Genomic DNA, 23,560 nt, shown 5'->3' with positions numbered 1-23,560 from the left:
GTGGACCTCTGGTTAGCACGAGAAACGGAGCAGCGCGACACCCAACGGTGCTGCTGTCTCCCGGGCTTTTATCCCGCCGTGTAACCTCGCCGAGGTCGCCAGCTCTCGGACCAGACGTTCACCGCGGTGAACCGGAACCCTAGCCAGCTATTGTGTGATCTGAATTGTCTGTTGCGCTGCTTTCTGCCGATGTTCTTGCAAGCACCATGCCAGGAGCCAGATAGCCGTTCCATCAGCGATTTACCGCCAACCGGGGCATCGCCTCCCAAAAATGGGGAGTAAAAGTGGGGCATTGCATGGCTTTGGTGCAGAGGGAAAGCCAACCGCGTCCTGGCAAACAACCGGCCGTTGGTCATGGGGGATGAGTCCTGTAACTAATGATCATTGCGCGGGTAAATGTTTGCCATTACGCCGCTTCGATATTTGGGAAGTAGCAGGGACTTCTCCGCTGCCCCGTCGCCAGGGGGCGTTATCCTTATTTTTCCGCCTGTACGACCCGCCTGACGGTAAAGCATTTAAATGTTGAATACTACTAACGCTAAATTTCCTGGTTGTGCGTTTTAACGCACGATGATAATATTGCGCCACGTTAAGGAGAGGGGCGGAATGAAATCACCATTCGTTAATCCAGCATGATTAGCCTGTTAAATACAAGTTAAAATCACGCCAATGTTATTTAACACAGAGAGGATCCATGAAAATATTGCTGATGTTACCACCCCTTATTCTGTTAAATGGTTGTATGGATCTCGGGGATGTAGGGATACATCCGGAAGAAAAAACTTACTATGTTAATCAGGGAAAAAGCCAGGTGGTTGATTGCCTTCATTATGCAGCCACTAAAGAGAAACTATCACTGGAATATGATGACACTCTCCCTGAAAATGTTTATAAGTACAATCTGATAAATACTGAAACCACGGCTGTCGCGTGGGTTGAAATCAGCAAATTCAACAGCAGGCAGACTTCGGTAGAATTTTATTATGCGCCGCATGCGCCGGATATACATCGGTCGGTTACTGCCATTGCTGAACGGTGCACATAATGCGCAGATAAATAGCAACAGAATTAAGCTATCAGAGAACGAATGATGAAAAGATCTCTCCTTTTGCTAATAACAGTGCTGATGATATCTGGCGAGTTACACGCTGATACTGTTTTGTATCAGGATAGCAGTTTTGTCGAGCGATCCCTTTTTTCAGGTGCAGTAAGCAAACCGAAGCACCCTAATAAATTTGCTATGAGTTTTGGCATATGCCAACTGAGAAAAATCATCAGGAGCGTCACGGATAGCGGAGCAAAAAAGACGCGTAAGGTTGTCCAATAACTGGCCAGTGCATCCCCCTCCCGGCAGACGCACCTCCTCCGCGTAAAACCGAAATACGAGTGACCCTCTTCAGGTGAGCGCGGTGCTTGTCACCACTGGTCTCTGCCTCGCACGCATCCTCATCATTCAGTTGGAATGTTCAGGTAAATAATAAGGTCTCGTAACACCTGACTGACGCCCGGTGTTACGCTAACATCATATAAGGCAGATCATCCACACTCTGGATGGTGGTTATTTTGTTAAGCACTCTTTACCGAAAGCAAGACGAACAAAAGGTATATTCAGTATTTCAGGATCGGCGCTGCTGAATAACACGCTTCCGGTTCGGCTTTCAATGGGTTTGTATTTTTTCAGCATCTCCATTTGAATTCCGGTGCTCATAAATGATTTGCCATTTTTATCATACAAAAAGAAGCACATTTTGTTATCTTTGCCTGGTTCAATGCTTTTATTAGAGTAATTATCAAGCGTAACTTTATAGAATATCAGATACTTCGCCTCGCCGGTAACGCTATCCCATTCACTTCCGGTGGACTCCTTTTGCGCAAAAATCTTGATCCCCGAAAAATAAGAATCATGATTCTTTTTCTCATCAGCCTGCACCATTCCTGAGGCAGCGATAGCTACAGCCAGCGCAATACCTTTCGTAATATAGTTATGCATTTCAACCTCATTAAATTCACTATTAAGCATGCGCTACCATAGATCATGATATTGGTATAATCAATGATATTATCCATGTTCACTCAATGATCAAAATTCAGCCTGCAAGTATATTTAAACCTATAAATCAGCACATTGAGAAAATAACCATTAAAACAATTCTAATTTGAATTTAAAAAATTGTTACCAGTAACTTGTTGTTCACTTTTTTCTGCGTCATGTTTATGCACGGTTTATCTTTAACTTTACCAGGATGCTATTTAAAGCCGTTCGCACCGGCCAGGTTAGTGCCCCCTGTATCCATGGCGTGAATATCATCAGCGATCCTGAACAGGATAAGCAGGAGAGTTCCTGTCCCCCGCTTGAATGCCATGTCTATTTTTCCATCAGACCTACCATCGACCTGGTGCCAGTCAGCAAGTGAAGCGCACAGCGATGACCCATTTGCACCGACTCAGTGCCGGCTGTTCACCATACTGAAGCCCATCAAATCCCGCATCGCCATGTTAACTGCATGTATATAAAGCACTATTTTAACTGGCACGTTTAATGCTGTGCGCTTGTATACCGCGATGTGGACAAGATCGTATGCCGTATGGCCACAACACGTCGTCACTCTGCGGTCGCCACCTTCCCCTTTCCGTGAGGCATCCAGGGTGAATGCGTTTCACGGAAGTCTGTTAACTGAAAACGGAGAACAACATGACGACACTCAGCGAACCGTTGGTTACCCCGAAATATGACAAATGGCGCCAGCTGGTGCTGGGCTTGATCTGTATGGCCGCCATCTCCAGCCCGCAATATGTCTGGACGCTGCTGACGAAACCCCTGGCCGCCAGGCTGGGCGTCGGTCTGCCCGAGCTGCAGGTCACCTTCTCGCTGTTGATCATCCTCCAGACCTTCTTTTCGCCCTTTCAGGGGCGGTTAGTGGAAAAATTTGGCCCACGGCGGCTGATCGCTATCGGCACGGTGATGGCCGGAATGAGCTGGGTGCTTTCTGCGCAGGTGAAGGGCCTGGCGACGCTGTGGCTGGTTTATGGCTGCATGGGCGGCCTCGGGACCGGGATCGTCTATATCGGCGTTGTCGGCCTGATGGTTAAATGGTTCCCAAGGCAGCGGGGTTTTGCCGCCGGCGCGGTGGCGGCGGGCTACGGGATGGGGGCGATCATAACCACTTTCCCCATCTCCCTGTCGCTGACCACTAACGGCCTTGAACACACGCTGACAACTTTCGGGATCCTTTTCGCCCTCGTCGGCTTCCTCGCCAGTCAGGGGCTGAAGCTGCCGCCGCCTGCTGTCTCCCTGCCCGTCAGCCAGACGGTGGCGCAGAGCAGCAGATCGTTTACCTCCCGGGAAATGCTGCGCCAGCCGCTGTTCTGGCTGATGTTTGCCATGATGGCAATGATGTCGACTTCCGGGCTGATGGTCACCTCGCAGATGGCGGTGTTCGCCGAGGACTTCGGCATTAGCCAGGCGGTGGTGTTTGGCATGGCGGCGCTGCCGCTGGCGTTAACGATAGACCGCTTCACCAACGGCTTAACCCGGCCGCTGTTTGGTTTTATTTCCGACCGCTTCGGCCGCGAGCAAACCATGTTTATCGCCTTTGCGCTGGAGGGAGTGGCGATGACGCTCTGGCTGGCGTGCCGGGAAGATCCGCTGCTGTTTGTCCTGCTCTCCGGGGTGGTGTTCTTTGGCTGGGGGGAGATCTTCTCGCTCTTCCCGTCGACGCTCACCGATACGTTCGGCAGCGAACATGCCGCCAGCAACTATGGCTGGCTGTATATTTCGCAGGGCATCGGGTCCATCTTCGGCGGCCCGCTGGCGGCGCTGCTCTATCAGTACACCCACGGCTGGCATGTGGTTTTCAGCTGCGCGATTGGTCTGGATTTTATCACCGCCGCCCTCGCGCTGTGGGTGCTAAAACCGTGGCGCGCGCGCTTTATCCGCCAGCATAGCTGATCGCCCGGCCGGACAGAAGTGACGGCCATGCCGTCACTTCACTGATATTCGCTGCGCAGCAGCGCGTACAGATACTCATCGCCCCACTCGCCTTTAAAAAAGATATTCTGCCGGTAATGCGCCTCGCGACGAAAGCCCAGCCCTTCGAGGAGTTTGATCGCCCCGGTATTGCGAGTGTCTACCACCGCTATCAGCCGGTGATGGGCTAACTGCTCAAAGAGTAAGGCTATCACCGCCCGCATGGCTTCCCGGGCATACCCCTGATGCTGATATGCCGGGGAAAAGGTCATCCCCAGCTCGGCCTGTCTGCCCTGATCGAAAAAGTGGATCCCCACATCTCCCGCCAGCGCACCGTTGGCCTGGATCGCTACGGCAAGCTGGAACCAGCTTTCATCCTCAGCAAAGGCCAGCGAACGCTGTTGTTCATAGAAGGCTGTCGCCTCTGCCATGCTGTAGTGGGTCCAGCTCTGAAAGCGGGCCACCTCCGGCAGGTTGCGATAATGGCTGAAAGACGGCAGATCTTCCGTTCTGAACCGGCGCAGCAGCAGCCGGGGCGTGGTCAGGGGTAACATCATCTCTTCTCTTCTTCCTGGTGAGACGGGCAATCGCGCGCCATCTTAACCTGCGTAGCCTGGCGCTGCCAGGCTCATGGCGGAGCCTCATCCCAGCGATAGATTTTGGTGGTGGCCAGCGCCAGCATGGCGAAATCTTCCGGCGTATCGCCGTAGGCGAAGATCTCCTCGTAATCGGCCAGGGAGTAGTTCGCCAGGATACGCGCCTTTTTGGCCAGGCCGCTGCAGTCTCCCCCCTGATACTTTCCGGTCGCTGACCCGTTTTGAAATTCCACTTCGCTGCACAGCAACTCAAGATTATGCTGCTGGCACCACGGTCGAAGATAGACATCCAGCGAGGCTGAAACCACCACCACGGTGTCCCCTCGCGCCTGATGCCAGGCTATGCGCTGCATCGCGTTCTCCCGCAGTGTATAGGGAATAAATACCTGGCTATGATCGTTCCCGCGCTGCAGGATCTCAGGTTGCGATTTCCCGGCAAAAGCATAATGAAATACTTTTTGCCGGATGGCAGAGGCGGAAAGCCAGCCCATTTTCCAGGCGAGAATATACGGCAACAGCCGCAATTTGCCCTGACGAATGGCTTTCGCATCGAGGGACTGATAAATAAAAGGGGTAAACGTATCTTCGTGGGTGATCGTGCCATCGAAGTCAAAAAAGGCAATGTTCTTCTTCATCCTTGTAACCTTATACAGACACACCGGCGCCGCTAAGGTGCGGCTGATTTACTTTTTTCCCGCCTGGCGGCAATATCCAGCATAATGCACCGCTGTCGCAGGACGGCCGTGTCTCCGGCCGTCGTGACAGCGAACCAGTCGACAGGAAAACGCATGAAGCCAAAACAAGCGGACATTCTCCGCCACGCCAGCGCGCTGTTTAATCGCGAAGGATATCAGTCCCCCAGCATCGAGCGGATTGCTGAGCATGCCGGCATCTCCAAAATGACCTTCTACCGCTACTATGCCGATAAAGAGGCGCTCATTCTGGCTATCCTCCGGCAAAAAGAGAGCGAGTTTATGCAGGATCTGACGCAGATCACCGCGGATAAAGCCACCGCGCGGGAGAAGCTGTTCGCCGTGTTCGACTACTATCAGTGCTGGTTGACCTGCGAAACGTTCCACGGCTGCATGTTCACCCGCGCGCTATTCGAATATGGCGCGTCATCGCCGGCGATCCGGGAGCAGTGCTCCCGGTTCAAGTCGCGCCTGTGGCAGTTTTTCCGCGATATCCTGACTCTGGTATTAAAACCAGAGCCTGCCGAACGGGTCGCTATGATGATGGTGATGCTCATCGATGGCGCCATCGCCGCCCAGCAGGCCGAGTCCGCCGAATGCCGGGAGATCCCGCCGGGGACGACCGCCTGGAGCGCGGCCAAAGCGCTTATTTACTCAGAAGGCGGTACGCTGTGAGATGATGCGCTGCCGTCCAGCGACTGCAGCGCCGCCAGCAGACCATCATAGTAATCGTTGCAGGTTTGCAGGCGCAGCGCGGCGCCAAAGTAGACCTCCTCCATCGCCGCCGGATGTTTTTTGCCAATCGGCACAATCACATTGTTCAGCCAACCGTCCGCATGGCCGATATCGACCGTGATATGTTCGGCATAGTAATGCACGTCGCGATCGGAAAGCCCAATCCGCCGACAGCCCGCCACCAGTTTTTCATACTGCGGCGGGTCGAGCAGTTCGGTCATCGCCATCACTCCCAGCGATTGGTAGTAATGCTGACGATTTACGCCGCCGACCATAAAGGCGTTATACCCGGCCAGCCCCTGCCACTCGTACAGATGGGCAAAATGGTTGTCCGGTAAGGCGATATTCCGCCGCTTCAGTAAATCCTTATACAGATTGACGTGGGTGATCTCAGTGCTGCCCTGACCTATCTCATCCCACAGATTCTGGGCAATCTCGGCGCGGGTTTCCGGCAACGAGCCCACCAGCCCCATCGCCACCAGATCGAAGAAAAGCAGATTCAGCGCGCTGTCGCTTTTGAAGAAATAGTCGATCTGCGCGGCGGAGGCCTCGCTGGCAAGGAAATCGAACAGCGGATGATGAGACGCCGGGTGCTGCTGGCATAGAGCGCGCAGTTCGTCGACGATATTGCCGGCATTGAGCACCGGTCTCTGGCGATGGAAACGTTTGCTTTCCGCCCGCAGCCACTCAGACTCAATGTAATTTCGGATCCCGGAGAGCAGTGGATGAAACTGATTGGCAGCCGCCGGCGAGAGCGGGTCGGCAAGCCAGGACTGATAGAGGATGAACAGCGCATGGTGCGCGCGCTTTTTGGCCTGCGGGTCGTCAGCGGAGAAGGCGCGGATGCAGATATTCTCAGCCAGATGCCAGGCTCTGTCGGCGACCTGCGGATTGGCCGTCAACTTCAGCGACAGCGCGTTACTGTGCAGAAGCTGGTCAATTAACTCATCCAGCGCCAGCCTGGCCATCACCGCGGTTTGGTCACGACCAATGACCCCATTGTCGGTATTACGCATGAATTTATCCCTGTGAAATGCATGGCGACTATACGGTATAGTACCGCTCACAATGCGGCAACGTAAATTTCATTCATATTACTAACATTCTGTTTGTTAAAGAATTTAAACAAAACAAACAAAAACCACTAAAATATTATTGATATTATAAAAATAATAACGTTACCATCCAGTACAGTGACAAACGACACAAGGAATCACTATGCCCTATCTGTTACTGACGCTGGCCGCCCTGTTCTGGGGGGGGAATTACGTTGTCGGTCACGTGCTGGTTCAGGGCGTGGATCCGATCCTGATGACCGAAGCGCGGTGGGCGCTGACGGCGCTGCTGCTGGGCCTGCTCTACAGCCGGCAGATTGCTGACAGTCGTCACCTGCTGCGGGAAAACGCCCCCGCGGTGCTGGTGCTCACCCTGTGCGGTCAGGTCAGTTTCCCGCTCACGCTCTATATCGGTCTGCAAACTACCTCCGCCCTCAACGCCGCCATCTATATGTCCGCCACGCCGAGCATGGTGCTGCTGATTAACCGGCTGATTTTTCGCGACCCGGTATCGGCCCGCAACTGGCTGGGGGTGGTCTTCAGCACTCTTGGCGTGATGATCCTCTTATTCCAGGGGAATCCGCTGCATGCCGCCTCGCTGCATACTTTTTCCGTCGGCGATTTGTGGGCGATGAGTTCGGCGCTGAGCTGGGCTCTCTATTGTTCGCTGTTACGTCTGAAGGACCGCCGCATCCCGGCGAATGGCTTTGTCGCCGTCAGTTCGCTGCTCGGCGCCCTGCTCCTGCTGCCAATCGTCGCCTTCTGGCTGATGCGCCACCCGGCGCAGGACTGGACCGCCTGGCGCGAGCCGTTTTTCCTTAGCGGTCTGGCTTATCTGGTGATTTTCCCGTCGTGGCTGGCCTATCTTTTCTGGAATAAAGGTATCGCTACGATTGGCGCCACGCGGGGGGAGATTTACACCCATATCATCCCGCTCTCCGGCGGGGTATTGAGCATCCTCTTCCTGCATACCCAGCCGCATGCCTGGCACCTGTTCAGCGCGCTGTTCATTATGCTGGGGATTGGCATCTGCTCGCTGGAGAAACGCCAGGCGGCGACGGTTCGCCTTCGCGGTTAGCTTGTCTGCCGGGCGTCTGACAACGCCCGGCGTCAGCACTTAACGGCTGGTGGAGAGCGGCTGGTGAGGCGCCGTCCCGGCGGGTTGCGTCATCCGGCCCTCACGGCCAAAGAAGGTCAGAATGGTAATGACGATCGCCACCGTCCCGGCCACCAGGGCCATCGCCAGGCCGTAGTTATGCCCGTGGTGCTGGGCAATGGAGGCCTGCAGGGTGGCATTCACCGAGGCCAGCAGATTCCCCAACTGATAGACGAAGCCGGGCAGCACTGCCCGGGTGTTGGCCGGAACCAGTTCGTTGAGCCAGGTAGGGATCACCCCCCAGGCGCCCTGCACCATAAACTGCATCAGAAACGCCCCGGCCCCCAGCGCCAGCGAGCCGCTGGCGAAAGCCCACAGCGGGATCACCGGCAGCGCCAGCAGGGCGGCGCTCATAATCGCTTTGCGCCGGCCAATCTTCTCCGACAGCGAGCCGAAGAAAACCCCGCCGATGATCGAGGCGATGTTGTAGCACACCGCGATAATGCTGACCGTTTTAGGCTCGAAGCCATGCTGGACTTTCAAAAAGACCGGGTAGAGATCCTGCGTCCCGTGGGAGAAGAAGTTAAAGGCCGCCATCAGCACCACCAGGTACAGGCACAGCTTCCAGTGGCTACGCAACACCGGCAGCAGAGCCGTGCTCGCTTTACTCTGCCGTGCCGCCAGCCAGACCGGGGACTCCTCGACGCAGAAATAGATAAACGGCAACAGCAGCACTGGGGCGGCGCCAATGACAAACATCCCGCGCCAGCCGAGCTGTGTAAACAACAGCCCGTAGGCCACGGCCGCCAGCAGATAGCCGAAGGGATACCCCGCCTGGAACAGACCGGACATCAGGCCGCGCGAGCGGTCAGGGATCGTCTCCATCGCCAGCGACGAAGCCACGCCCCAGATCCCGCCCATCGCCACGCCGTACAGTACCCGCAGCAGAAAAAACAGCATCAACGACGGCGCCGCGGCGGAGAGCAGCTCAAAGGCGGAGAAGAAAACGATGTTGAGCATCAGGATCGGTTTGCGGCCAAACTTTTCCGCCGCCCTGCCGAAGATCAGCGCGCCAACGGGCCGCACGGCCAGGGTCAACAGAATCGCCAGGGTGACCTCTTCAAGGTCGACGTGAAACGAGTGGGCGATATCGCTCAGTAAAAAAACCAACAGGAAAAAGTCGAAAGCATCGAGCGTCCAGCTTAAAAAACTGGCGATCGCCGCGTTGCGCTGTCGTGAAGTCCAGCCGTGCATCTTGTCATCCCTATCCCGACGGCGTTGCCGGGAGCTTGCGCGGCGTCCGGCAGAGCAGGCTGGTGCCACCGCTTGTGTAAATTGTTTGTATAGAAAGTTGCTCTTTTGTTAATTACACCCCTTTTCCAGCCGTCGGCAAGTTTATTAGCACGCTAATTTGTTTCAAATTGCGTGCGACGGCCCACCGGTTCGCTAATTTTCGACCAGAATTAAGGACAGGCTGGCTTCAGTGCACTGCCCCAGATGCCGCATCCACCCACAGGAAGGGAGAGAATCATGAAGAGAATCGCCATCGTCGGCGCCGGGCCGACGGGGATTTACACCTTGTATGAACTGGTGAAGCGTGGTGAGCCGCTATCGATCGCGCTGTTTGAAAAAGAGGCGCAGGCCGGGGTGGGTATGCCCTATAGCGACGATAATACCGCGGCGCAGATGCTGGCCAATATTGCCAGCATTGAGATCCCCCCTATTGACCTGACCTATCTGCAATGGCTGCAGCAGCAGAGCGACGACTGGCTGGCGGCGCGCGGTCTTGAACGGCAGGCTCTGCATGAGCGCCAGTTTCTGCCGCGGGTGATCCTCGGCGAGTACTACCGCGACCGCTTTCTATATCTTGTGCAACGGGCCAGAGACGCCGGCTTCGTGGTGAGCGTCTGCGAGTCCTGTGAGGTCACAGATATTGCGGTGCAGCCCGTCGGGATCGCCATCCACACCGACGGCGCGGCACAGCCGGTAATGGTCGATCTGGTGGTGATTGCCACCGGCCATTTGTGGCCTGAAGAAGAACGCGCCAGCCGGCAGTACTTCCCCAGTCCGTGGACCGGCCTGATGGAGGCCCGCATCGCCCCCTGTCGGGTCGGGATCCTCGGGACCTCCTTAAGCGCGATTGATGCCGCCGTGGCGGTGGTGGCCCGCCACGGCGTTTTCCATACTGAGCACGACAAAACCACCCATTTTTCCCTGCATCCCGGCAGCGACGCGCTGGAGATCACGCTGATGTCACGTAACGGCGTGCTGCCGGAGGCCGATTTTTACTGCCCGATTCCGTGGGAGCCGCTGGAGATAGCCACCCCCGCCGCCCTTGAGGCGGCCGTCGCTGAGGGCTGCGACGGCCTGCTGGATCGGGTGTTCCAGCTGATCGTCCATGAGCTGGAATATGCCGCCCCGGCATGGTGCGAGGCGACGGGGCTGCGCCAGCTGACGCCTGACAGCATCGCCGACGCCTGGTTTGCTGATCGTCTCACCCATGACCCCTTCCAGTGGGCGCAGCACAATCTGCAGGAGGTGGAGCGCAATAAGCGTGAGCGCCACACGGTGCCCTGGCGCTATGCCATTCTCCGCCTGCACGAGGCGATTGAAACCGTGGTGCCGCAGCTCAACGACGAGGACAGCCGTCGCTTCCGCCAGGGGCTCGCCCGCGTGTTTATTGATAACTACGCTGCGATCCCGCCGGAGTCCATTCGCCGGTTGCTGGCCCTGCATCAGGCGGGCATTCTGCGAATTGTGGCGCTGGGTGAGAATTACGAGCTGCAGCGCGAGTCTGACCGGACGCTGATTGTCCATCATCAGCAGCGCTGTGAATTCGATGTCTTTATCGATGCCCGCGGACAGAAAGCATTGAAAACCCGGGATCTGCCCTTTCCTTCACTGCGCCAGCAGCTGCTGGCCTGCGGCGACGCTATTCCTGACGTTGGCGATGACTACACGCTGCAGGCGCCGGAGGCCGTGCGCGGCCGGGTCGCCTTCGGCGCTCTTCCCTGGCTGATGCACGATCGCCCCTTTGTCCAGGGGCTGACGGCCAGCGCCGAGATTGGCAGCGCAATGGCCCGCGCGGTCTCCCAGCAGGCAACTGGCCGGCGGCGTCGTCTCTGGTTTATCGAATAGCAGGACGTTTAAACGCAATATCCGAATAAAGGGGGGCCAGCAGGCGTGCTATAAACAGTGGCTGTTCGCCCCCGTGCAAGACCACGTCTAACATTTACGAGGTACTCATGAGTCATCTTTTTAGCGCGACGCGTATTGGTCAGTTGACGCTGGATAACCGTATCGTTATCGCCCCCATGTGTCAGTATTCTGCCGACGAGGGGAAGGCAACCTCCTGGCACCGGATCCACCTCGGGCAGCTGGCGTTCTCCGGCGCCGGCCTGTTAATTCTGGAAGCCACGGCAGTAGAGCCGGCGGGACGTATCTCGCCTGGGGATCTGGGGCTGTGGGATGATGAAACCGAAAACGCCCTGCGTGCCGTGGTGGAGGATATCCGGGCCTGGTCACCGATCCCTCTGGGGATCCAGCTGGGGCATGCCGGGCGCAAGGCCTCCTGCGCGGCCCCCTGGCAGGGTGGCCATCAGCTGGCGCTCAACCAGGGCGGCTGGCAGACCGTCGCCCCCTCCGCGGTGGCGTTTCACGACGGCGACCGCGCCCCGGCCGAGCTGAGCCATGCCGATCTGGCACGCATCAAAGCGGCCTTTGTCGCCAGCGCGTTGCGCGCCCAACGCCTGGGCTTTGAGCTGATTGAGCTGCACGCCGCTCACGGCTATCTGCTGCACCAGTTTCTTTCACCGCTCAGCAATCAGCGCCGTGACGAGTATGGCGGTTCGCTGGAAAACCGAATGCGCTATCCGCTGGAAGTGTTTAAGGCAATCCGCGAGGCGGTGGGCAACGCCATGGCGGTGGGCGTCAGGTTGTCGGCGACCGACTGGGTTGAAGGCGGCTGGGACGGCGAGCAGTCCATTCAGTTCAGCCAGCAGCTGGAAGCGCTGGGCAGCGACTATATCCATGTCTCCAGCGGCGGTTTGTCGCCGCAGCAGGCCATCACCGTCGGTCCGGGCTACCAGTTGCCTTTCGCCCGCGACATTCGCGAGCAGGTAGCCATCCCGGTGATTGGCGTAGGGCTGATCACCGACCCGCAGCAGGCGGAAGCGGCGCTGGAGAATGGCGATGCCGACCTGATCGCCCTCGCCCGCGCGGTGCTCTATGATCCGCACTGGCCATGGCACGCTGCCGCCAGCCTCGGCGCCCAGGTTCGCGTTCCTTCGCAATATCTGCGCTCCGAGCCACACGGCCTGAAAGGCACCCTGCTGCCAAACCGTTGAACCCGCGGCGGGCATAAAAAAGGGGTATCGTAAGATACCCCTCAGCAGGATGTTATTGCGGTCCATATGCCGGGCGGCGTCGTCTTGCCCGGCCTACAAAAGGGTGATGCCCGGTCATTGCGCAGCCAACCGGCCCCCTGCGTAGGCCCGCGCAAGCGCAGCGCCGCCGGGCAATCTATCAGGCTCCGCTCCCTATATTTCCGGGCGACGGCCCGGCAAACACCGCGAGTTACTGCTGGGCGGGCGGTGGCGTGGTGTTCTGTTTATCCTTCGCGATACTGTCCTGAATGGCTTTGGTTTTGCTCGCCGCTTCCGCCGAAAGCTGATTGGCGTCACCGATGGCGTTGTCTTTAATCTGACCCGCCTCTTTGACTATGCGGTCACTTTCCTGCTTTGCGTTCTGCTTCACCGCATCGGCCTGGGCTTTCGCCTGCTGGGCGATGGCATCCGCTTTCTTGTCCGCCTCCGCCTTGATGGCGCTGGCCTGATCCTTCAGACGATCGGCCTCGGCGTCGGCCTGGCTTTTCAGCGTATCAATTTGCTTATCCGCATCCTGCTTAATCGCCTGGGCTTTGTCCGCCGCGGCATCCTTCATCTGCTCCGCATTATCTTTGGCCTTATCCAGTTTGTTATCCACTTTCGACGCATCGTCGCAGCCAAACAGGGTCAGGCAAAGGGCGGAAGCAAGCAGTGTTTTATTCCAGAGTTTCATCAGCATTCCCTTACAGGTTGAGTCATTATCCAGCCTTGTGATTTATTGCCTTAATAGCATTCACATTTTATATATAAACGCTCAGCCACCAGAGTCAAGGCGACACCGGTCGATCCAGCGTCGCCACCAGCCCCTGCAGCCACTCGGCAAACACCCGCACCTTATGCGAGAGATGCCGGTGCGGATAGAGCAGCGACAGTGGCCGACGCGGCGCCGGGAAGTCCGGCAGAATTTCTACCAGCTCCCCACTGTCGATATAGGGTTGTAGAAAGAATCGCATTCCCTGCAGCATGCCCAGCCCTGCCAGCCCGGCGGCGGTAAAAACTTCTGAGTTGTCCAGCACCAGTTTACCGGGGATGGCGATCTGCCTGATGCCCTCCGGGGTCTGGAATCGCCAGGGCATAATCTGTCGGCTGCTGCTGTTTACCCAGTTCACCGCCAGGTGCGACTGCAGTTCCTCCAGCGTGGCGGGCGCTCCATAGCGAGCCAGATACGCAGGACTCGCGCAGGTGGTTAACGCCACCTCCCCCAGCGAGCGCGCCACATAGTCGCCATCCTCCAGATCCCCCACCCGCAGCAGACAATCCAGGCCATCGCGCAGCATATCCCGGCGCACATCGGAGCTACTGAGGACAATTTCCACTTCCGGATGGGCCTGATAAAAATCCGCCAGATGCGGGATCACCAGCAGCCGCGCAAAAGCGATTGGCATATCGACGCGTAGCTGGCCGCGGATCGGCCGGTCCGGCGCGAACGACTCCAGCAGATCGTCGGCCTGGGAGAGCAGCGGTTTACTGCGCCGATAAAACTCTTCTCCTTCCGGCGTGAGATACAGGCGGCGGGTAGTGCACTGCAGCAACCTGACACCGCTCTCCCGCTCCAGCTGCTGCAGCGCTTTGGTCACCGCCGGCCGGTGGATCTGCAAATTTTCCGCCGCCTGGGCAAAGCTGCCGGCGTCGACGATTTCAATAAAGATTTTAATATTTTCAAACAGATTCATCTGCATAACGGCTCGTTCCCCGTCTCTTCGCCTGCCTCAATTATTACCAATTTAATAACAGTGATGAAAGTTTTTGCTCATTTTTTAAAACAATAAAGGCGCCTACACTGCCCTCATTGCCGCATCGCTGGGGCGAAGAAATTGATAACTCATTAACGAACAAGGAAAAATATCATGCAAACTAACCGTGTGGCCCGCATTTTGGGTATTGAAAAACCGGTAGTCCAGGGCCCGCTCTCCTGGCTGACCGATGCTCGTCTGGTGGCGGCCGTCGGCAACGCCGGTGGTCTCGGGGTGCTGGGCCCGAACGCCGGCCTGACGGCGGCAACCGCCGTCTCCACGCCGGAGGCGACGGCAGAGAAAATGCGCGAAGAGATCCGCAAAACCAAACAGCTGACCGAGAAACCCTTTGGCGTCAACCTGATCCCGACGGCGGAAAACGACATCTGGACGCCGGCGATCCTGCCGGTGATCAAAGAGGAAGGCGTTAAGGTGGTGGTCTACACCGGCTACGGAGACGGTTCGTTAAAACCGGCGCTGTTCGATGAGCTGAAAACCGCCGGGATCACCATTATCTACCGCGATATTAACCCGACGCCGGAGAACAGCCGTCGCGCGGAGCAGGCCGGAGCGGACATCATCGTCGCCACCGGCTTTGACGAAGGCGGCACGCTGCCGGCTACCGCAATGGGGACCTTCACTATCGTCCCGCTGATCGTTGACGCTGTTCAGCGGGTTCCGGTGATGGCCGCGGGGGGCATCACCGACGCCCGGGGAGCGCGCGCTGCTCACGCCCTCGGCGCGGAAGGCGTCTTCGCCGGTTCGGTATTCATCAGCACCGTCGAAAGTCGCGTTCCCGACTCGGTGAAAGCGAAAATTCTCGCCGCCAACGGCCTGGATCTGCGGCTGTTTCGTACGCTGCCGGACTACTACCGCGCCCTGCCTGGCAAACTGAGCGACAAGCTGGTGGCCATGGACCGGGCCGGAGCCTCAAAGGCCGAGCTGGCCCAGGCGATGGGCGGTCTGCGCGGAATGCGGCTGGGCATGCTGGAGGGGAATACCGATGAGGGGTATATCTCGCTGGGGGCGGGGATCGGCAACATCCATGCCATCGCCTCCGTCGCCGAGGTAGTCAACCAGCTGGCGGTGTGAAGCCGCCAGCCGGGGCACGGTAACCGGCGCGATCAGGCGTCAGCTACCTTCTCTACCGCCCAGGAGAACGCGTCGATAGCCAGCCCGACGTCGGCGGCGGTGACCGACTCCGCCGGGTGATGGCTGACGCCCCCCAGGCAGCGCACAAACAGCATGGCCGATGGCCAGCGCTCGGCGATGGCGATGGCGTCATGCCCTGCTCCGCTCGGCAGCGTCAGTGAACGCCCCTGCACCGCCGTCACCGCCTCGCTCAGAACCGCCTGCAGTTGACTGTCGCAGGCGGTGGCGGCGATACGGTAATACTCCTCGGCGGTGAAGCTCAGCTGGCGGCGCCCGGCAATGGCCTGCGCCTGCGCCAGCAGCTCTTCCAGCAGCGCCGCAAGCGGTGCATCCTGCGGGCCGCGAATATCCAGCGTCAGCTGCACCTCGCCCGGAATCACATTCACCGCGCCCGGCGCACAGCGCAGGGTGCCGACCGTCGCCACCAGGTTGCCGCCGCGCTGCCGGGTCAGGCTTTCCACCTGCACCATCCATTCCGCCGCCGCGGCGAGCGCGTCCTTACGATGAAGCATCGGCACCGTGCCGGCATGGCCGGCTTCGCCGGTAAAGCGGCAGGTCAGGCGGCGGGCGCCGTTAATCGCCTCCACCACGCCGAGCGCCAGGCCCGCCTGCTCCAGGCACGGCCCCTGCTCGATATGCAGTTCGAGATAGGCGGCGATATCCTGCGGGTTGCGGGCGGCATGGGCGATCCGCGCCGGATCGAGTCCGGCATTCACCAGCGCCTGGGCGACGCTCACCCCGTCGGCATCGCACTGCGACAGCCAGCTTTCGGGCCAGGTGCCGGTGACGCCGCGGCTACCCAGCAGGGTGATGCCGAAGCGGGTGCCCTCTTCATCGCCAAAGCCGACGATCTCGATAGCCTTCGCCAGCCGTCGCCCCTGCTGGTGCAGACGCTGGACCACCTCAATCGCCGCCAGCACGCCGAGCATGCCGTCGTAGCGCCCGGCGTTGCGCACGGTATCGAGATGAGAGCCCAGCAGCACCGCCGGCGCGCCCTCCTGCACGCCTTCATAGCGACCGCAGATATTACCGACGCTGTCCTGCCACACCATCATGCCGGCGGCCTGCATCCACTGGCCCACCAGCTGGTTGGCCTGCAGATGCTCCGGCGACAGATAGACCCGGGTCAGGGCGTCGGCGGTTTCGCTGAGGGCGGCCAGCTGGTCGGCGCGCGCCATCACCCGGCTGGCGGCCGCCTCTCTCTCCGCCTGCTGGCGGACGGTATCACTCATAGGGTGGCCTCGGTGCGGTAGTGATCCCAGGCCGCCTGCATCGCCGCGCCCTGGGTGGTGGTGAACTTGAGGTAGTTCAGGACCGCCTCCAGCGCGCTGAGGGTCTGCATCACACAGTCTTTACGCGCGTTATAGCCCATGGTGCCAATGCGCCAGACTTTACCGTGCAGCGGGCCGAACGAGGTGCCAATCTCAATGCCGAAATCTTCCAGCATCAGCTTACGCACCTGATCGCCGTTGATCCCGTTGGGGATCACCACCCCCAGCACGTTATTCATTTTGTGCCGCAGGTCGCCAAAGGTCTCGAGCCCCATCGCCTGGATCCCTTTCAGCAGCGCATCGCCGTGCAGCTTGTGGCGGGCGATGCCGTTGTCGAGTCCCTCCTGAAGGATCAGGCGCGCGCACTCCCGGGCGGCGAACAGCGCTGAGGTCGCTTCGGTATGGTGGTTAAGGCGCTCCGGCCCCCAGTAATCCATCACCATGCCGAGATCGAAATAGTTGGAGTAGATCATCTCGTCGACGCCATCGTGGTGGGCATCGGTGCGGATCCCCTGCTCAATGCAGCGGCGGCGGCGGATGACCTCTTCCATCCGTGGGCTGAGGGTGATGGGCGAGGTGCCGGAGGGGCCGCCCAGGCACTTCTGCATCCCGGCGGACACCGCGTCCAGCTGCCAGGCGTCGGTTTCCAGCGGGTTGCCGCCGAGCGACGCGGTGGCGTCGGTATAGAACAGCACATCGTGGCGACGACAAATCTCTCCCAGCTCCGCCAGCGGTTGCAGCATAGTGGTCGAGGTATCGCCCTGCACGGTGAGCAGCAGGCGCGGGCGCACGCGCTTGATCGCGTCTTCAACCTGGTCCGGGGTAAAGACTTCCCCCCACGGCACCTCGATGGTGTGTACTTCTGCCCGGCAGCGGCGCGCAATCTCGCACAGCAGATGACCAAACCGGCCGAACACCGGCACCAGCACCTTGTCACCCGGCCGGATCGCCGACACCAGAATCGCTTCGATACCGGCGCGGGAGGTGCCGTCCACCAGCATCGTCCAGCGGTTTTCGGTGCGAAATACGCCGCGGTACAACGCCATCACTTCATTCATGTAGTGGGTCATCGCCGGATCGTACTGACCCACCAGCTGGCTCGCCATGGCCCGCAGCACGCGCGGGTCGGCGTTGATCGGCCCCGGTCCCATCAGCAGGCGCTGCGGCGGGTTAATTTGCGAAAACTGAGTGATATCCATCTGCCATTCCTTACGTTAGTTAAGACCGCGCACCGAGGAGATAAACTGTTTCAGTTCGGTTGTCTGCGGACTGGCGAACAGCGTTTTGCTGTCGCCCTGCTCCCAGACGCGCCCCTGATGCATAAACACCACGCGGTCGCCCACTTCGCGGGCAAAATTCATTTCATGGGTGACGAGGATCAGCGTCATGCCTTCCGCCGCCAGCTGCTCCAGTACTTTCAGCACTTCGCCCACCAGTTCCGGGTCAAGCGCCGAAGTGATTTCGTCACAGAGTAAAACTTTTGGCGACATGGCCAGCGCCCGGGCGATGGCCACGCGCTGCTGCTGGCCGCCGGAGAGGTTGGCCGGATAGTAATCCAGACGATCGCCAAGACCGACCTTCTCCAGCATCCGCTGCGCCAGCTCGCGACATTCGGCCTGGGACTTCTTCAGCACCCGCCGCGGGGCCAGCATGACGTTCTCCAGCGCCGTCATGTGCGGAAAGAGATTGAAGTTCTGAAACACCATGCCGATGGAGCGGCTGATCTCCCGGGCCTGGGAATCGCGGTCGGTGATGGTCATGCCCCCGAGCTTGATGCTCCCCTCCTGGTACCCCTCCAGACCATTGATGCAGCGCAGCAGGGTGCTTTTGCCCGAGCCGCTGCGGCCGATGATCGAGATCACTTCCCCCATGTCGATATCCAGATCGACGCCCTTCAGCACATGGTTGTCGCCGTAGTACTTCTGCATCTGATTAATGGTGATGAGAGGCATTGAATTTGTTCTCCAGATAACGGCTGTAGCGGGACAGCGGATAGCACAGAATGAAATAGCCCAGCGCCACCAGGGCAAACACTTTAAACGGCTGGTAAGTGACGTTGGTCAGCATGGTTCCTGCCTTGGTCAGCTCCACAAAGCCGATAATCGATGCCAGCGCCGTGCCTTTGATCACCTGCACGGCGAACCCCACCGTTGGCGCGATGGCGATGCGCAGCGCCTGCGGCGCCACCACCCGGTACAGGGTCTGGCCGAAGCTCAGCCCGAGACAGCGCGAGGCTTCCCACTGGCCTTTCGGCAGCGCGCGAATGCTGCCGAACCAGATATCCAGCAGAAAGGCGCTGGTATAAAGCGTCAGAGCCACCGACGCCGCGGTCCATGCCGAGACGTCGATGCCGAACAGCGCCACGCCGAAAAATGCCAGAAACAGCTGCATCAGCAGCGGCGTCCCCTGAAACAGTTCGACGTAGCCGCGGATCAGCCGTTTCACCTGCCGTCCGCCGGTCAGGCGCAGCAGCAGCAGCGGTAAGGTCACCAGCGCCCCGCCGGTGAACGCGACCAGCGACAGCAGCACCGTCCAGCGACCGGCCAGCAGCAGGTTGCGGATAATGTCCCAGTCGGTAAAGGTGGTCATCATGCCTGCACCCCCAGCCATTTACGCCCCGCCGCCATCAGCAGCTGGCGCATCGCTATCGATAACGCTAAGTAGATCCCGGTGGTCACCAGATAGACCTCAAAGCTCAAAAACGTCCGCGACTGGATCAGGTTGGCGGCGAAGGTCAGCTCCTCATAGGAGACCTGCGACACCACCGACGAGCCGAGCATCACGATGATGCACTGGCTAACCAGCGCCGGATAAATCCGCTGCAGCGCCGGGGGCAGCACCACGCGAACGAAAGTTTGCGTCCGGCTGAGCCCGAGCACGCGTCCGGCCTCCCACTGGCCTTTCGGCGTCACCTGGATGCCGGCGCGCACGATCTCGGTGCTGTAAGCCCCGAGGTTAACCACCATCGCCAGCAGCGCCGCTTCGCCGGCGGTCATCTTCAGACCCAGGTTCGGTAAACCAAAAACGATAAAAAAGAGCTGCACCACGAACGGCGTGTTACGGATGATTTCCACATATCCGCCCCAGATCCGGCTGAGGACGCCCGGGCGGCCGCTGCGGATCGCCGCCCCGAGGATCCCAATCGCCAGTCCGCCGATCGTCGCCAGCACCGTCAGCTGCACCGTCACCCACAGACCGGCCAGCAGCTCCGGCCAGTGCGGCCAGAGCTCAGAAAAATGAAGTTGCTCCGTCATCCACAGACCTTACGCGCCGAGGCTGGCAGGCAGCGGCGCTTTCAGCCACTTCTCAGACAAACCGTTGAGGGTACCGTCCTTAATGCCCTGCTCGATCAGGGTATCCACTTTCGCCTTCAGCGCCGGTTCGTTCTTTTTCAGCCCGATAAAGCACGGCGAGTCCTTCAGCATAAAGCTCGGCACCGGCGCTTTGTCAGCGTTCTGCCGGGAGATGGCCGCCACCACCAGGTTACCGGTGGCGACATACTGCACCTGGCCCGACAGATAGGCCGACAGCGTGGTGTTATTGTCCTCGTAGCGCTTAATCTGCGCCGCCTGCGGCGCCACGCTGGTCAGCACCATATCTTCCACCGCCCCACGGGTCACGCCGATGCTTTTACCGCTCAGCGCGGCCGCGTCCTTCAGCTCCGCCCCTTTCGGGCCAAACACCCCGAGGAAGAACGGGGCGTAGGCGCGGCTGAAGTCGATCACTTTCTCGCGCTCGGCGTTCTTGCCGAGGCTGGAGATCACCAGGTCCACCTTATCGGTCTGCAGATACGGCACGCGGTTGGCGCTGGTCACCGGGACCAGCTGCAGCTTGAGCTTCATCGACTTCGCCAGATAGCGCGCCATATCGATGTCATACCCCTGCGGCTGCAGGTCAGTCCCCACCGAGCCGAACGGCGGAAAATCCTGGGGCACGGCAATGCGGATGACGCCGCGTTTTTCAATATCCTGGAGCTGGTCAGCCTGCGCGGCAGAAACAGACGAAAGGAGACAAGCGGCCCCGGCCAGTGCGATCAACAGTTTCTTCATGATGTTTACCCGTTACGTTAGCATGAAACAAAAGATTCTTTGAATCTGTTTTTGCAACTAATGTGCCAGATACGGTCGATGCGCGGGTTGGCGAGGAATTTAAGCTAAAAGTGAGAAAGGACAGGCAGTAAGGAGCCGAAGAACAAAAAACGACGGCGCCAGAACGCGGAACAATATGCACCATATTGATGCACAGCACCACGCTGGCGCCCCATCAGCGTTGTTCCAGCTCGTCCAGCTGCTGGTAAAGCGTAGCGATATCGTGGATGCGCGGACGACCGCTATCGAGCGTTTCGTGCAGAAAGGCATTGGCCAGCAGATTGATCAGGCTGTTGACCGAGGCATAGCTGTCGTAAGCCGAGACGCTGTCCAACGGCGCGCAGAGCTGCCAGCGGGAGAGCGGGAACAGACTGTGGGCCTGCGGCTCGCACATTAACAGGACCGGCACACCATCTCGCTGCAGCTGCTGCAGGAGCGGGCGGACGATCCGCGGCCGCCGGCGAAATGCCATCATCACCACCAGATCATCGGCGGTCAGATCGACCAGCTCTTCGCTGAGGCTCTGCCCAGGCTGGGGCAGCACCAGCACCTGACCGCGGGCCTGCAGCAGCTGCTGGCGCAGGTGCAGCGCCGCCGGATAGGCATTGCGCATGCCAATCACCACAATACGACGCGCGGCCACCATCGCCGTCAGCGCCTCGGCGAACTGGCGCGCGTCAAGGGCGTTGACCCATTGGGTGAGGTTCGCCATCTCCTGCTTATAATGACGCGCCAGCAGCGTGTTACCCTGCACCGCGTCGCGCTGATCAGTCAGCGGCATCCCGCTCTGGCGCAGGGTTCGCAGCTCATCGCGCATGTCCTTATATTTGTCATAGCCCAGGCGCTTGAACAGCCGGCTGACGGTGGCTTTCGATACACCGCTCAGCTGCGCCAGCTCGGCGCTGTTGTAGCTTATCAGGTCGTCAAAGTGGTCAAAGATGAAATCCGCCACCCGCTGTTCCTGCGGCGACAGCGAGGCGTATTGCCCTTTCAGTCGTTCATCGAGTTGTTGCATAGCGCCCCTGTAACTTTCGTTTCATCGTCCATCCCTCATCATACTGTATCTGCTATGCCTTACACATAGCGTGCCAGCGGGAAAATTCCGGTCATTGTTTTTATCAATGAAACGAAACGTTCAGAGCTGGAACAGCTTTTGCAGTGTTCTGCGGGTGATTCGTTCAGAAAGGATAATTTATGCACAGTAGCAACGTTTCGACCCACGGCATGGCGGTCGCTCCCCACCACCTCGCCAGCCAGAGCGCGCTGGCCATCTTGCGCGAGGGCGGCAGCGCCATTGAAGCGATGGTGGCTGCCGCGGCGGCCATCGCCGTCGTCTATCCCCATATGAATGGCCTGGGTGGGGATGGTTTCTGGCTGATCGTGCCGCCTGAGGGAGACCCCATCGCCATTGACGCCAGCGGGGCCGCCGGGTCGCTGGCGACCCTCGAGGCCTACGCCGGACAGCAGCATATTCCCCACCGGGGACCGCAGGCCGCGCTGACCGTCGCCGGCACCGTCAGCGGCTGGGACGAGGCGCTGCGGATTTCACGGGACTTAACCGGCCGCGCGCTGCCGGTGGCCCGCCTGCTGGCCGATGCGATCGGCTATGCCGAAGACGGCATTCCGGTCACCGCCTCGCAGGCCCACGCCACCGCCAGCAAACTGGAAGAGCTGCGCCATCAGCCGGGCTTCAGCGAAACCTGGCTGGTCGCGGGCGAGCCCCCCCGGACCGGCAGCCGCTTCCGCCAGCCCGCCCTCGCCGGTACCCTGCGCATGCTGGCCAGCGACGGTCTCGACAGTTTCTATCGCGGTCCGCTGGCTGAACGTCTCGCCCAGGGGATGGCCGCGCTGGGGATGCCTGTCACACTCGGCGACCTGCAGGCCCACCGCGCCCGGCGTCCGGCGCCGCTGACGCTCCAGCACCAGCAGGGAACGCTGTGGAACCTCGCCCCACCCACGCAGGGGCTGGTGTCGCTGGCGATCCTTGGCATTACCGACCGTCTGAAGATGGCCGACGCCGACGAGGCGCAAACGGTGCACCGTATCGTCGAAGCCACCAAGCGGGCGTTTGCCCTGCGCGATGCGCATATCACCGATCCGCGCCATCTGGATGTGGATGTACAGCAGTTGCTCACCCCGGAAGCCCTGCAGCCGCTGGCCGACAGCATCGACGACGCCAGCGCTTCCCCCTGGGGCGGCGGTAAAGGCCCGGGCGATACCGTCTGGATGGGCGTCGTGGATAACAGCGGACTGGCGGTGTCATTCATTCAGAGCATCTATCACGAGTTCGGCAGCGGCGTGGTGATCCCGGACACCGGGATCGTCTGGCAAAACCGCGGGGCGGCCTTCAGCCTCGATCCGCAGCATCTCCTGGCGCTGGCCCCTGGCAAACAGCCATTCCACACCCTCAACCCTGCCGCGGCGCGCCTGAACGATGGCCGGGTGATGGTCTATGGCTCGATGGGCGGCGACGGTCAGCCACAGACCCAGGCCGCGCTGTTTACCCGCTATATCCTGCAGGGGGCGCCGCTGCAGGAGAGCATCTCACGGCCACGCTGGCTGCTGGGCCGCACCTGGGGGCAGTCCTCGGATTCACTGAAGCTGGAGGGACGCTTTGCCCCCGCCTGCATCGCGCGTCTGCGCGAGCTGGGGCACGAGGTGGAAGTGCTGGCCGATTTCAGCGAGGCGATGGGCCACGCCGGGGCCATTGTCCGCCATCCCAATGGCCTGCTTGAAGGGGCTACCGATCCACGCAGCAACGGCGCCGCCGCCGGATACTAAGGAGCAGAC

Annotated in this window: 22 protein-coding genes and 1 riboswitch; of the genes, 8 read left to right on the top strand and 14 right to left on the bottom strand. The window is 59.6% G+C overall.

Annotated features, from left to right (window positions below):
• Positions 1-55: 55 nt before the first annotated feature.
• Positions 56-154: riboswitch (guanidine-I (ykkC/yxkD leader) on the bottom strand.
• A 540-nt stretch (positions 155-694) separates the two neighbouring features.
• Complete coding sequence (locus tag ABLV76_RS21635; protein ID WP_348878465.1) at positions 695-1,045, top strand: hypothetical protein; 351 nt, start codon at positions 695-697, stop codon at positions 1,043-1,045.
• A 513-nt stretch (positions 1,046-1,558) separates the two neighbouring features.
• Here ABLV76_RS21635 and ABLV76_RS21630 read toward each other — a convergent pair.
• Positions 1,559-1,990, bottom strand: a complete 432-nt coding sequence (locus ABLV76_RS21630; protein ID WP_122542975.1) for a DUF4354 family protein — start codon at positions 1,988-1,990, stop codon at positions 1,559-1,561.
• Positions 1,991-2,692: 702 nt separating this feature from the next.
• On the opposite strand from ABLV76_RS21630, the gene oxlT reads away from it, so the two are divergent.
• Positions 2,693-3,949: an oxalate/formate MFS antiporter gene (gene oxlT, locus ABLV76_RS21625; protein WP_049115388.1), complete on the top strand. Its 1,257-nt coding sequence runs from the start codon at positions 2,693-2,695 to the stop codon at positions 3,947-3,949.
• 38 nt (positions 3,950-3,987) lie between these two features.
• Here oxlT and ABLV76_RS21620 read toward each other — a convergent pair whose 3' ends face one another.
• Together ABLV76_RS21620 and ABLV76_RS21615 are read right to left on the bottom strand one after the other, a co-directional pair.
• Entirely contained in the window at positions 3,988-4,524 is a 537-nt protein-coding gene (locus ABLV76_RS21620) for a GNAT family protein (protein WP_017900284.1), read from the bottom strand.
• A 71-nt stretch (positions 4,525-4,595) separates the two neighbouring features.
• Entirely contained in the window at positions 4,596-5,198 is a 603-nt protein-coding gene (locus ABLV76_RS21615) for an HAD-IB family hydrolase (RefSeq protein WP_065877642.1), read from the bottom strand.
• A 153-nt stretch (positions 5,199-5,351) separates the two neighbouring features.
• Between ABLV76_RS21615 and ABLV76_RS21610 the strand changes: the two genes are divergently transcribed.
• Positions 5,352-5,930 (top strand): TetR/AcrR family transcriptional regulator, encoded by a 579-nt coding sequence (locus ABLV76_RS21610; RefSeq protein WP_004205853.1) that lies wholly within the window; start codon positions 5,352-5,354, stop codon positions 5,928-5,930.
• Here ABLV76_RS21610 and ABLV76_RS21605 read toward each other — a convergent pair.
• A complete protein-coding gene (locus tag ABLV76_RS21605; RefSeq protein ID WP_348878464.1) occupies positions 5,906-7,006 on the bottom strand; it encodes an iron-containing redox enzyme family protein in 1,101 nt (366 codons plus the stop codon). The two genes, ABLV76_RS21610 and ABLV76_RS21605, sit on opposite strands and share 25 nt — an antisense overlap.
• 202 nt (positions 7,007-7,208) lie before the next feature.
• On the opposite strand from ABLV76_RS21605, the gene ABLV76_RS21600 reads away from it, so the two are divergent.
• The gene (locus ABLV76_RS21600; protein WP_348878463.1) at positions 7,209-8,123 is read left to right on the top strand and encodes a DMT family transporter; all 915 of its coding nucleotides are present in this window, start codon (positions 7,209-7,211) and stop codon (positions 8,121-8,123) included.
• A gap of 39 nt (positions 8,124-8,162) precedes the next feature.
• Here ABLV76_RS21600 and ABLV76_RS21595 read toward each other — a convergent pair whose 3' ends face one another.
• Complete coding sequence (locus ABLV76_RS21595; RefSeq protein ID WP_004205848.1) at positions 8,163-9,395, bottom strand: MFS transporter; 1,233 nt, start codon at positions 9,393-9,395, stop codon at positions 8,163-8,165.
• Positions 9,396-9,671: 276 nt separating this feature from the next.
• Between ABLV76_RS21595 and ABLV76_RS21590 the strand changes: the two genes are divergently transcribed.
• A complete protein-coding gene (locus ABLV76_RS21590) occupies positions 9,672-11,279 on the top strand; it encodes an FAD-NAD(P)-binding protein (RefSeq protein ID WP_080846716.1) in 1,608 nt (535 codons plus the stop codon).
• A gap of 107 nt (positions 11,280-11,386) precedes the next feature.
• Complete coding sequence (locus ABLV76_RS21585; RefSeq protein WP_023289748.1) at positions 11,387-12,487, top strand: NADH:flavin oxidoreductase/NADH oxidase; 1,101 nt, start codon at positions 11,387-11,389, stop codon at positions 12,485-12,487.
• A 229-nt stretch (positions 12,488-12,716) separates the two neighbouring features.
• Here the strand turns inward: ABLV76_RS21585 and ABLV76_RS21580 are convergent, their stop codons facing one another.
• Together ABLV76_RS21580 and ABLV76_RS21575 are read right to left on the bottom strand one after the other, a co-directional pair.
• Positions 12,717-13,205 carry a hypothetical protein gene (locus tag ABLV76_RS21580; RefSeq protein WP_004205841.1) on the bottom strand — a complete coding sequence of 163 codons (489 nt, stop codon included), beginning with the start codon at positions 13,203-13,205 and terminating at the stop codon, positions 12,717-12,719.
• Positions 13,206-13,293: 88 nt separating this feature from the next.
• The gene (locus tag ABLV76_RS21575) at positions 13,294-14,199 is read right to left on the bottom strand and encodes a LysR family transcriptional regulator (protein WP_348878531.1); all 906 of its coding nucleotides are present in this window, start codon (positions 14,197-14,199) and stop codon (positions 13,294-13,296) included.
• 174 nt (positions 14,200-14,373) lie between these two features.
• Between ABLV76_RS21575 and ABLV76_RS21570 the strand changes: the two genes are divergently transcribed.
• Positions 14,374-15,351: a nitronate monooxygenase gene (locus ABLV76_RS21570; protein ID WP_017900276.1), complete on the top strand. Its 978-nt coding sequence runs from the start codon at positions 14,374-14,376 to the stop codon at positions 15,349-15,351.
• Positions 15,352-15,383: 32 nt separating this feature from the next.
• Here ABLV76_RS21570 and hpxK read toward each other — a convergent pair whose 3' ends face one another.
• The 7 genes from hpxK to hpxU form a co-directional block, all read right to left on the bottom strand.
• The gene (hpxK, locus tag ABLV76_RS21565; protein ID WP_094334351.1) at positions 15,384-16,643 is read right to left on the bottom strand and encodes an allantoate amidohydrolase; all 1,260 of its coding nucleotides are present in this window, start codon (positions 16,641-16,643) and stop codon (positions 15,384-15,386) included.
• Complete coding sequence (locus ABLV76_RS21560) at positions 16,640-17,881, bottom strand: alanine--glyoxylate aminotransferase family protein (protein ID WP_004205834.1); 1,242 nt, start codon at positions 17,879-17,881, stop codon at positions 16,640-16,642. Before ABLV76_RS21560 ends, hpxK begins: the two co-directional genes overlap by 4 nt.
• A gap of 15 nt (positions 17,882-17,896) precedes the next feature.
• A complete protein-coding gene (locus tag ABLV76_RS21555; RefSeq protein WP_002905293.1) occupies positions 17,897-18,634 on the bottom strand; it encodes an amino acid ABC transporter ATP-binding protein in 738 nt (245 codons plus the stop codon).
• A complete protein-coding gene (locus ABLV76_RS21550; RefSeq protein WP_002905295.1) occupies positions 18,615-19,271 on the bottom strand; it encodes an amino acid ABC transporter permease in 657 nt (218 codons plus the stop codon). Before ABLV76_RS21550 ends, ABLV76_RS21555 begins: the two co-directional genes overlap by 20 nt.
• Positions 19,271-19,936 (bottom strand): amino acid ABC transporter permease, encoded by a 666-nt coding sequence (locus tag ABLV76_RS21545; protein ID WP_002905296.1) that lies wholly within the window; start codon positions 19,934-19,936, stop codon positions 19,271-19,273. The genes ABLV76_RS21550 and ABLV76_RS21545 overlap by 1 nt, the downstream gene beginning before the upstream one ends.
• 9 nt (positions 19,937-19,945) lie before the next feature.
• Positions 19,946-20,731 carry a transporter substrate-binding domain-containing protein gene (locus ABLV76_RS21540; protein ID WP_004143665.1) on the bottom strand — a complete coding sequence of 262 codons (786 nt, stop codon included), beginning with the start codon at positions 20,729-20,731 and terminating at the stop codon, positions 19,946-19,948.
• A 214-nt stretch (positions 20,732-20,945) separates the two neighbouring features.
• Positions 20,946-21,785 (bottom strand): MurR/RpiR family transcriptional regulator HpxU, encoded by an 840-nt coding sequence (gene hpxU / locus ABLV76_RS21535; protein WP_004176115.1) that lies wholly within the window; start codon positions 21,783-21,785, stop codon positions 20,946-20,948.
• A gap of 179 nt (positions 21,786-21,964) precedes the next feature.
• On the opposite strand from hpxU, the gene hpxW reads away from it, so the two are divergent.
• Complete coding sequence (hpxW, locus tag ABLV76_RS21530; RefSeq protein ID WP_203558848.1) at positions 21,965-23,551, top strand: gamma-glutamyltransferase family protein; 1,587 nt, start codon at positions 21,965-21,967, stop codon at positions 23,549-23,551.
• The last annotated feature ends 9 nt before the right edge of the window (positions 23,552-23,560 follow it).

Origin of the sequence: Klebsiella sp. GB_Kp047 (assembly GCF_040065235.1) — a bacterium.
Taxonomy (GTDB): domain Bacteria; phylum Pseudomonadota; class Gammaproteobacteria; order Enterobacterales; family Enterobacteriaceae; genus Klebsiella; species Klebsiella quasipneumoniae.
Note: the sequence above shows the minus strand (reverse complement) of the source record. Positions and strands in the feature narration are given on the sequence as shown.

What these genes read in the sequence shown, in the direction of transcription:
- ABLV76_RS21630 (WP_122542975.1), bottom strand. Translation starts at nt 1,990, where the DNA reads ATGCATAACTATATTACGAAAGGTATTGCGCTGGCTGTAGCTATCGCT.
- ABLV76_RS21615 (WP_065877642.1), bottom strand. Translation starts at nt 5,198, where the DNA reads ATGAAGAAGAACATTGCCTTTTTTGACTTCGATGGCACGATCACCCAC.
- hpxU (WP_004176115.1), bottom strand. Translation starts at nt 21,785, where the DNA reads ATGCAACAACTCGATGAACGACTGAAAGGGCAATACGCCTCGCTGTCG.
- hpxK (WP_094334351.1), bottom strand. Translation starts at nt 16,643, where the DNA reads ATGAGTGATACCGTCCGCCAGCAGGCGGAGAGAGAGGCGGCCGCCAGC.
- ABLV76_RS21585 (WP_023289748.1), top strand. Translation starts at nt 11,387, where the DNA reads ATGAGTCATCTTTTTAGCGCGACGCGTATTGGTCAGTTGACGCTGGAT.
- ABLV76_RS21620 (WP_017900284.1), bottom strand. Translation starts at nt 4,524, where the DNA reads ATGATGTTACCCCTGACCACGCCCCGGCTGCTGCTGCGCCGGTTCAGA.
- ABLV76_RS21590 (WP_080846716.1), top strand. Translation starts at nt 9,672, where the DNA reads ATGAAGAGAATCGCCATCGTCGGCGCCGGGCCGACGGGGATTTACACC.
- ABLV76_RS21555 (WP_002905293.1), bottom strand. Translation starts at nt 18,634, where the DNA reads ATGCCTCTCATCACCATTAATCAGATGCAGAAGTACTACGGCGACAAC.
- ABLV76_RS21600 (WP_348878463.1), top strand. Translation starts at nt 7,209, where the DNA reads ATGCCCTATCTGTTACTGACGCTGGCCGCCCTGTTCTGGGGGGGGAAT.
- ABLV76_RS21605 (WP_348878464.1), bottom strand. Translation starts at nt 7,006, where the DNA reads ATGCGTAATACCGACAATGGGGTCATTGGTCGTGACCAAACCGCGGTG.
- ABLV76_RS21550 (WP_002905295.1), bottom strand. Translation starts at nt 19,271, where the DNA reads ATGACCACCTTTACCGACTGGGACATTATCCGCAACCTGCTGCTGGCC.
- oxlT (WP_049115388.1), top strand. Translation starts at nt 2,693, where the DNA reads ATGACGACACTCAGCGAACCGTTGGTTACCCCGAAATATGACAAATGG.
- ABLV76_RS21610 (WP_004205853.1), top strand. Translation starts at nt 5,352, where the DNA reads ATGAAGCCAAAACAAGCGGACATTCTCCGCCACGCCAGCGCGCTGTTT.
- hpxW (WP_203558848.1), top strand. Translation starts at nt 21,965, where the DNA reads ATGCACAGTAGCAACGTTTCGACCCACGGCATGGCGGTCGCTCCCCAC.
- ABLV76_RS21540 (WP_004143665.1), bottom strand. Translation starts at nt 20,731, where the DNA reads ATGAAGAAACTGTTGATCGCACTGGCCGGGGCCGCTTGTCTCCTTTCG.
- ABLV76_RS21570 (WP_017900276.1), top strand. Translation starts at nt 14,374, where the DNA reads ATGCAAACTAACCGTGTGGCCCGCATTTTGGGTATTGAAAAACCGGTA.
- ABLV76_RS21595 (WP_004205848.1), bottom strand. Translation starts at nt 9,395, where the DNA reads ATGCACGGCTGGACTTCACGACAGCGCAACGCGGCGATCGCCAGTTTT.
- ABLV76_RS21560 (WP_004205834.1), bottom strand. Translation starts at nt 17,881, where the DNA reads ATGGATATCACTCAGTTTTCGCAAATTAACCCGCCGCAGCGCCTGCTG.
- ABLV76_RS21545 (WP_002905296.1), bottom strand. Translation starts at nt 19,936, where the DNA reads ATGACGGAGCAACTTCATTTTTCTGAGCTCTGGCCGCACTGGCCGGAG.
- ABLV76_RS21580 (WP_004205841.1), bottom strand. Translation starts at nt 13,205, where the DNA reads ATGCTGATGAAACTCTGGAATAAAACACTGCTTGCTTCCGCCCTTTGC.
- ABLV76_RS21635 (WP_348878465.1), top strand. Translation starts at nt 695, where the DNA reads ATGAAAATATTGCTGATGTTACCACCCCTTATTCTGTTAAATGGTTGT.
- ABLV76_RS21575 (WP_348878531.1), bottom strand. Translation starts at nt 14,199, where the DNA reads ATGAATCTGTTTGAAAATATTAAAATCTTTATTGAAATCGTCGACGCC.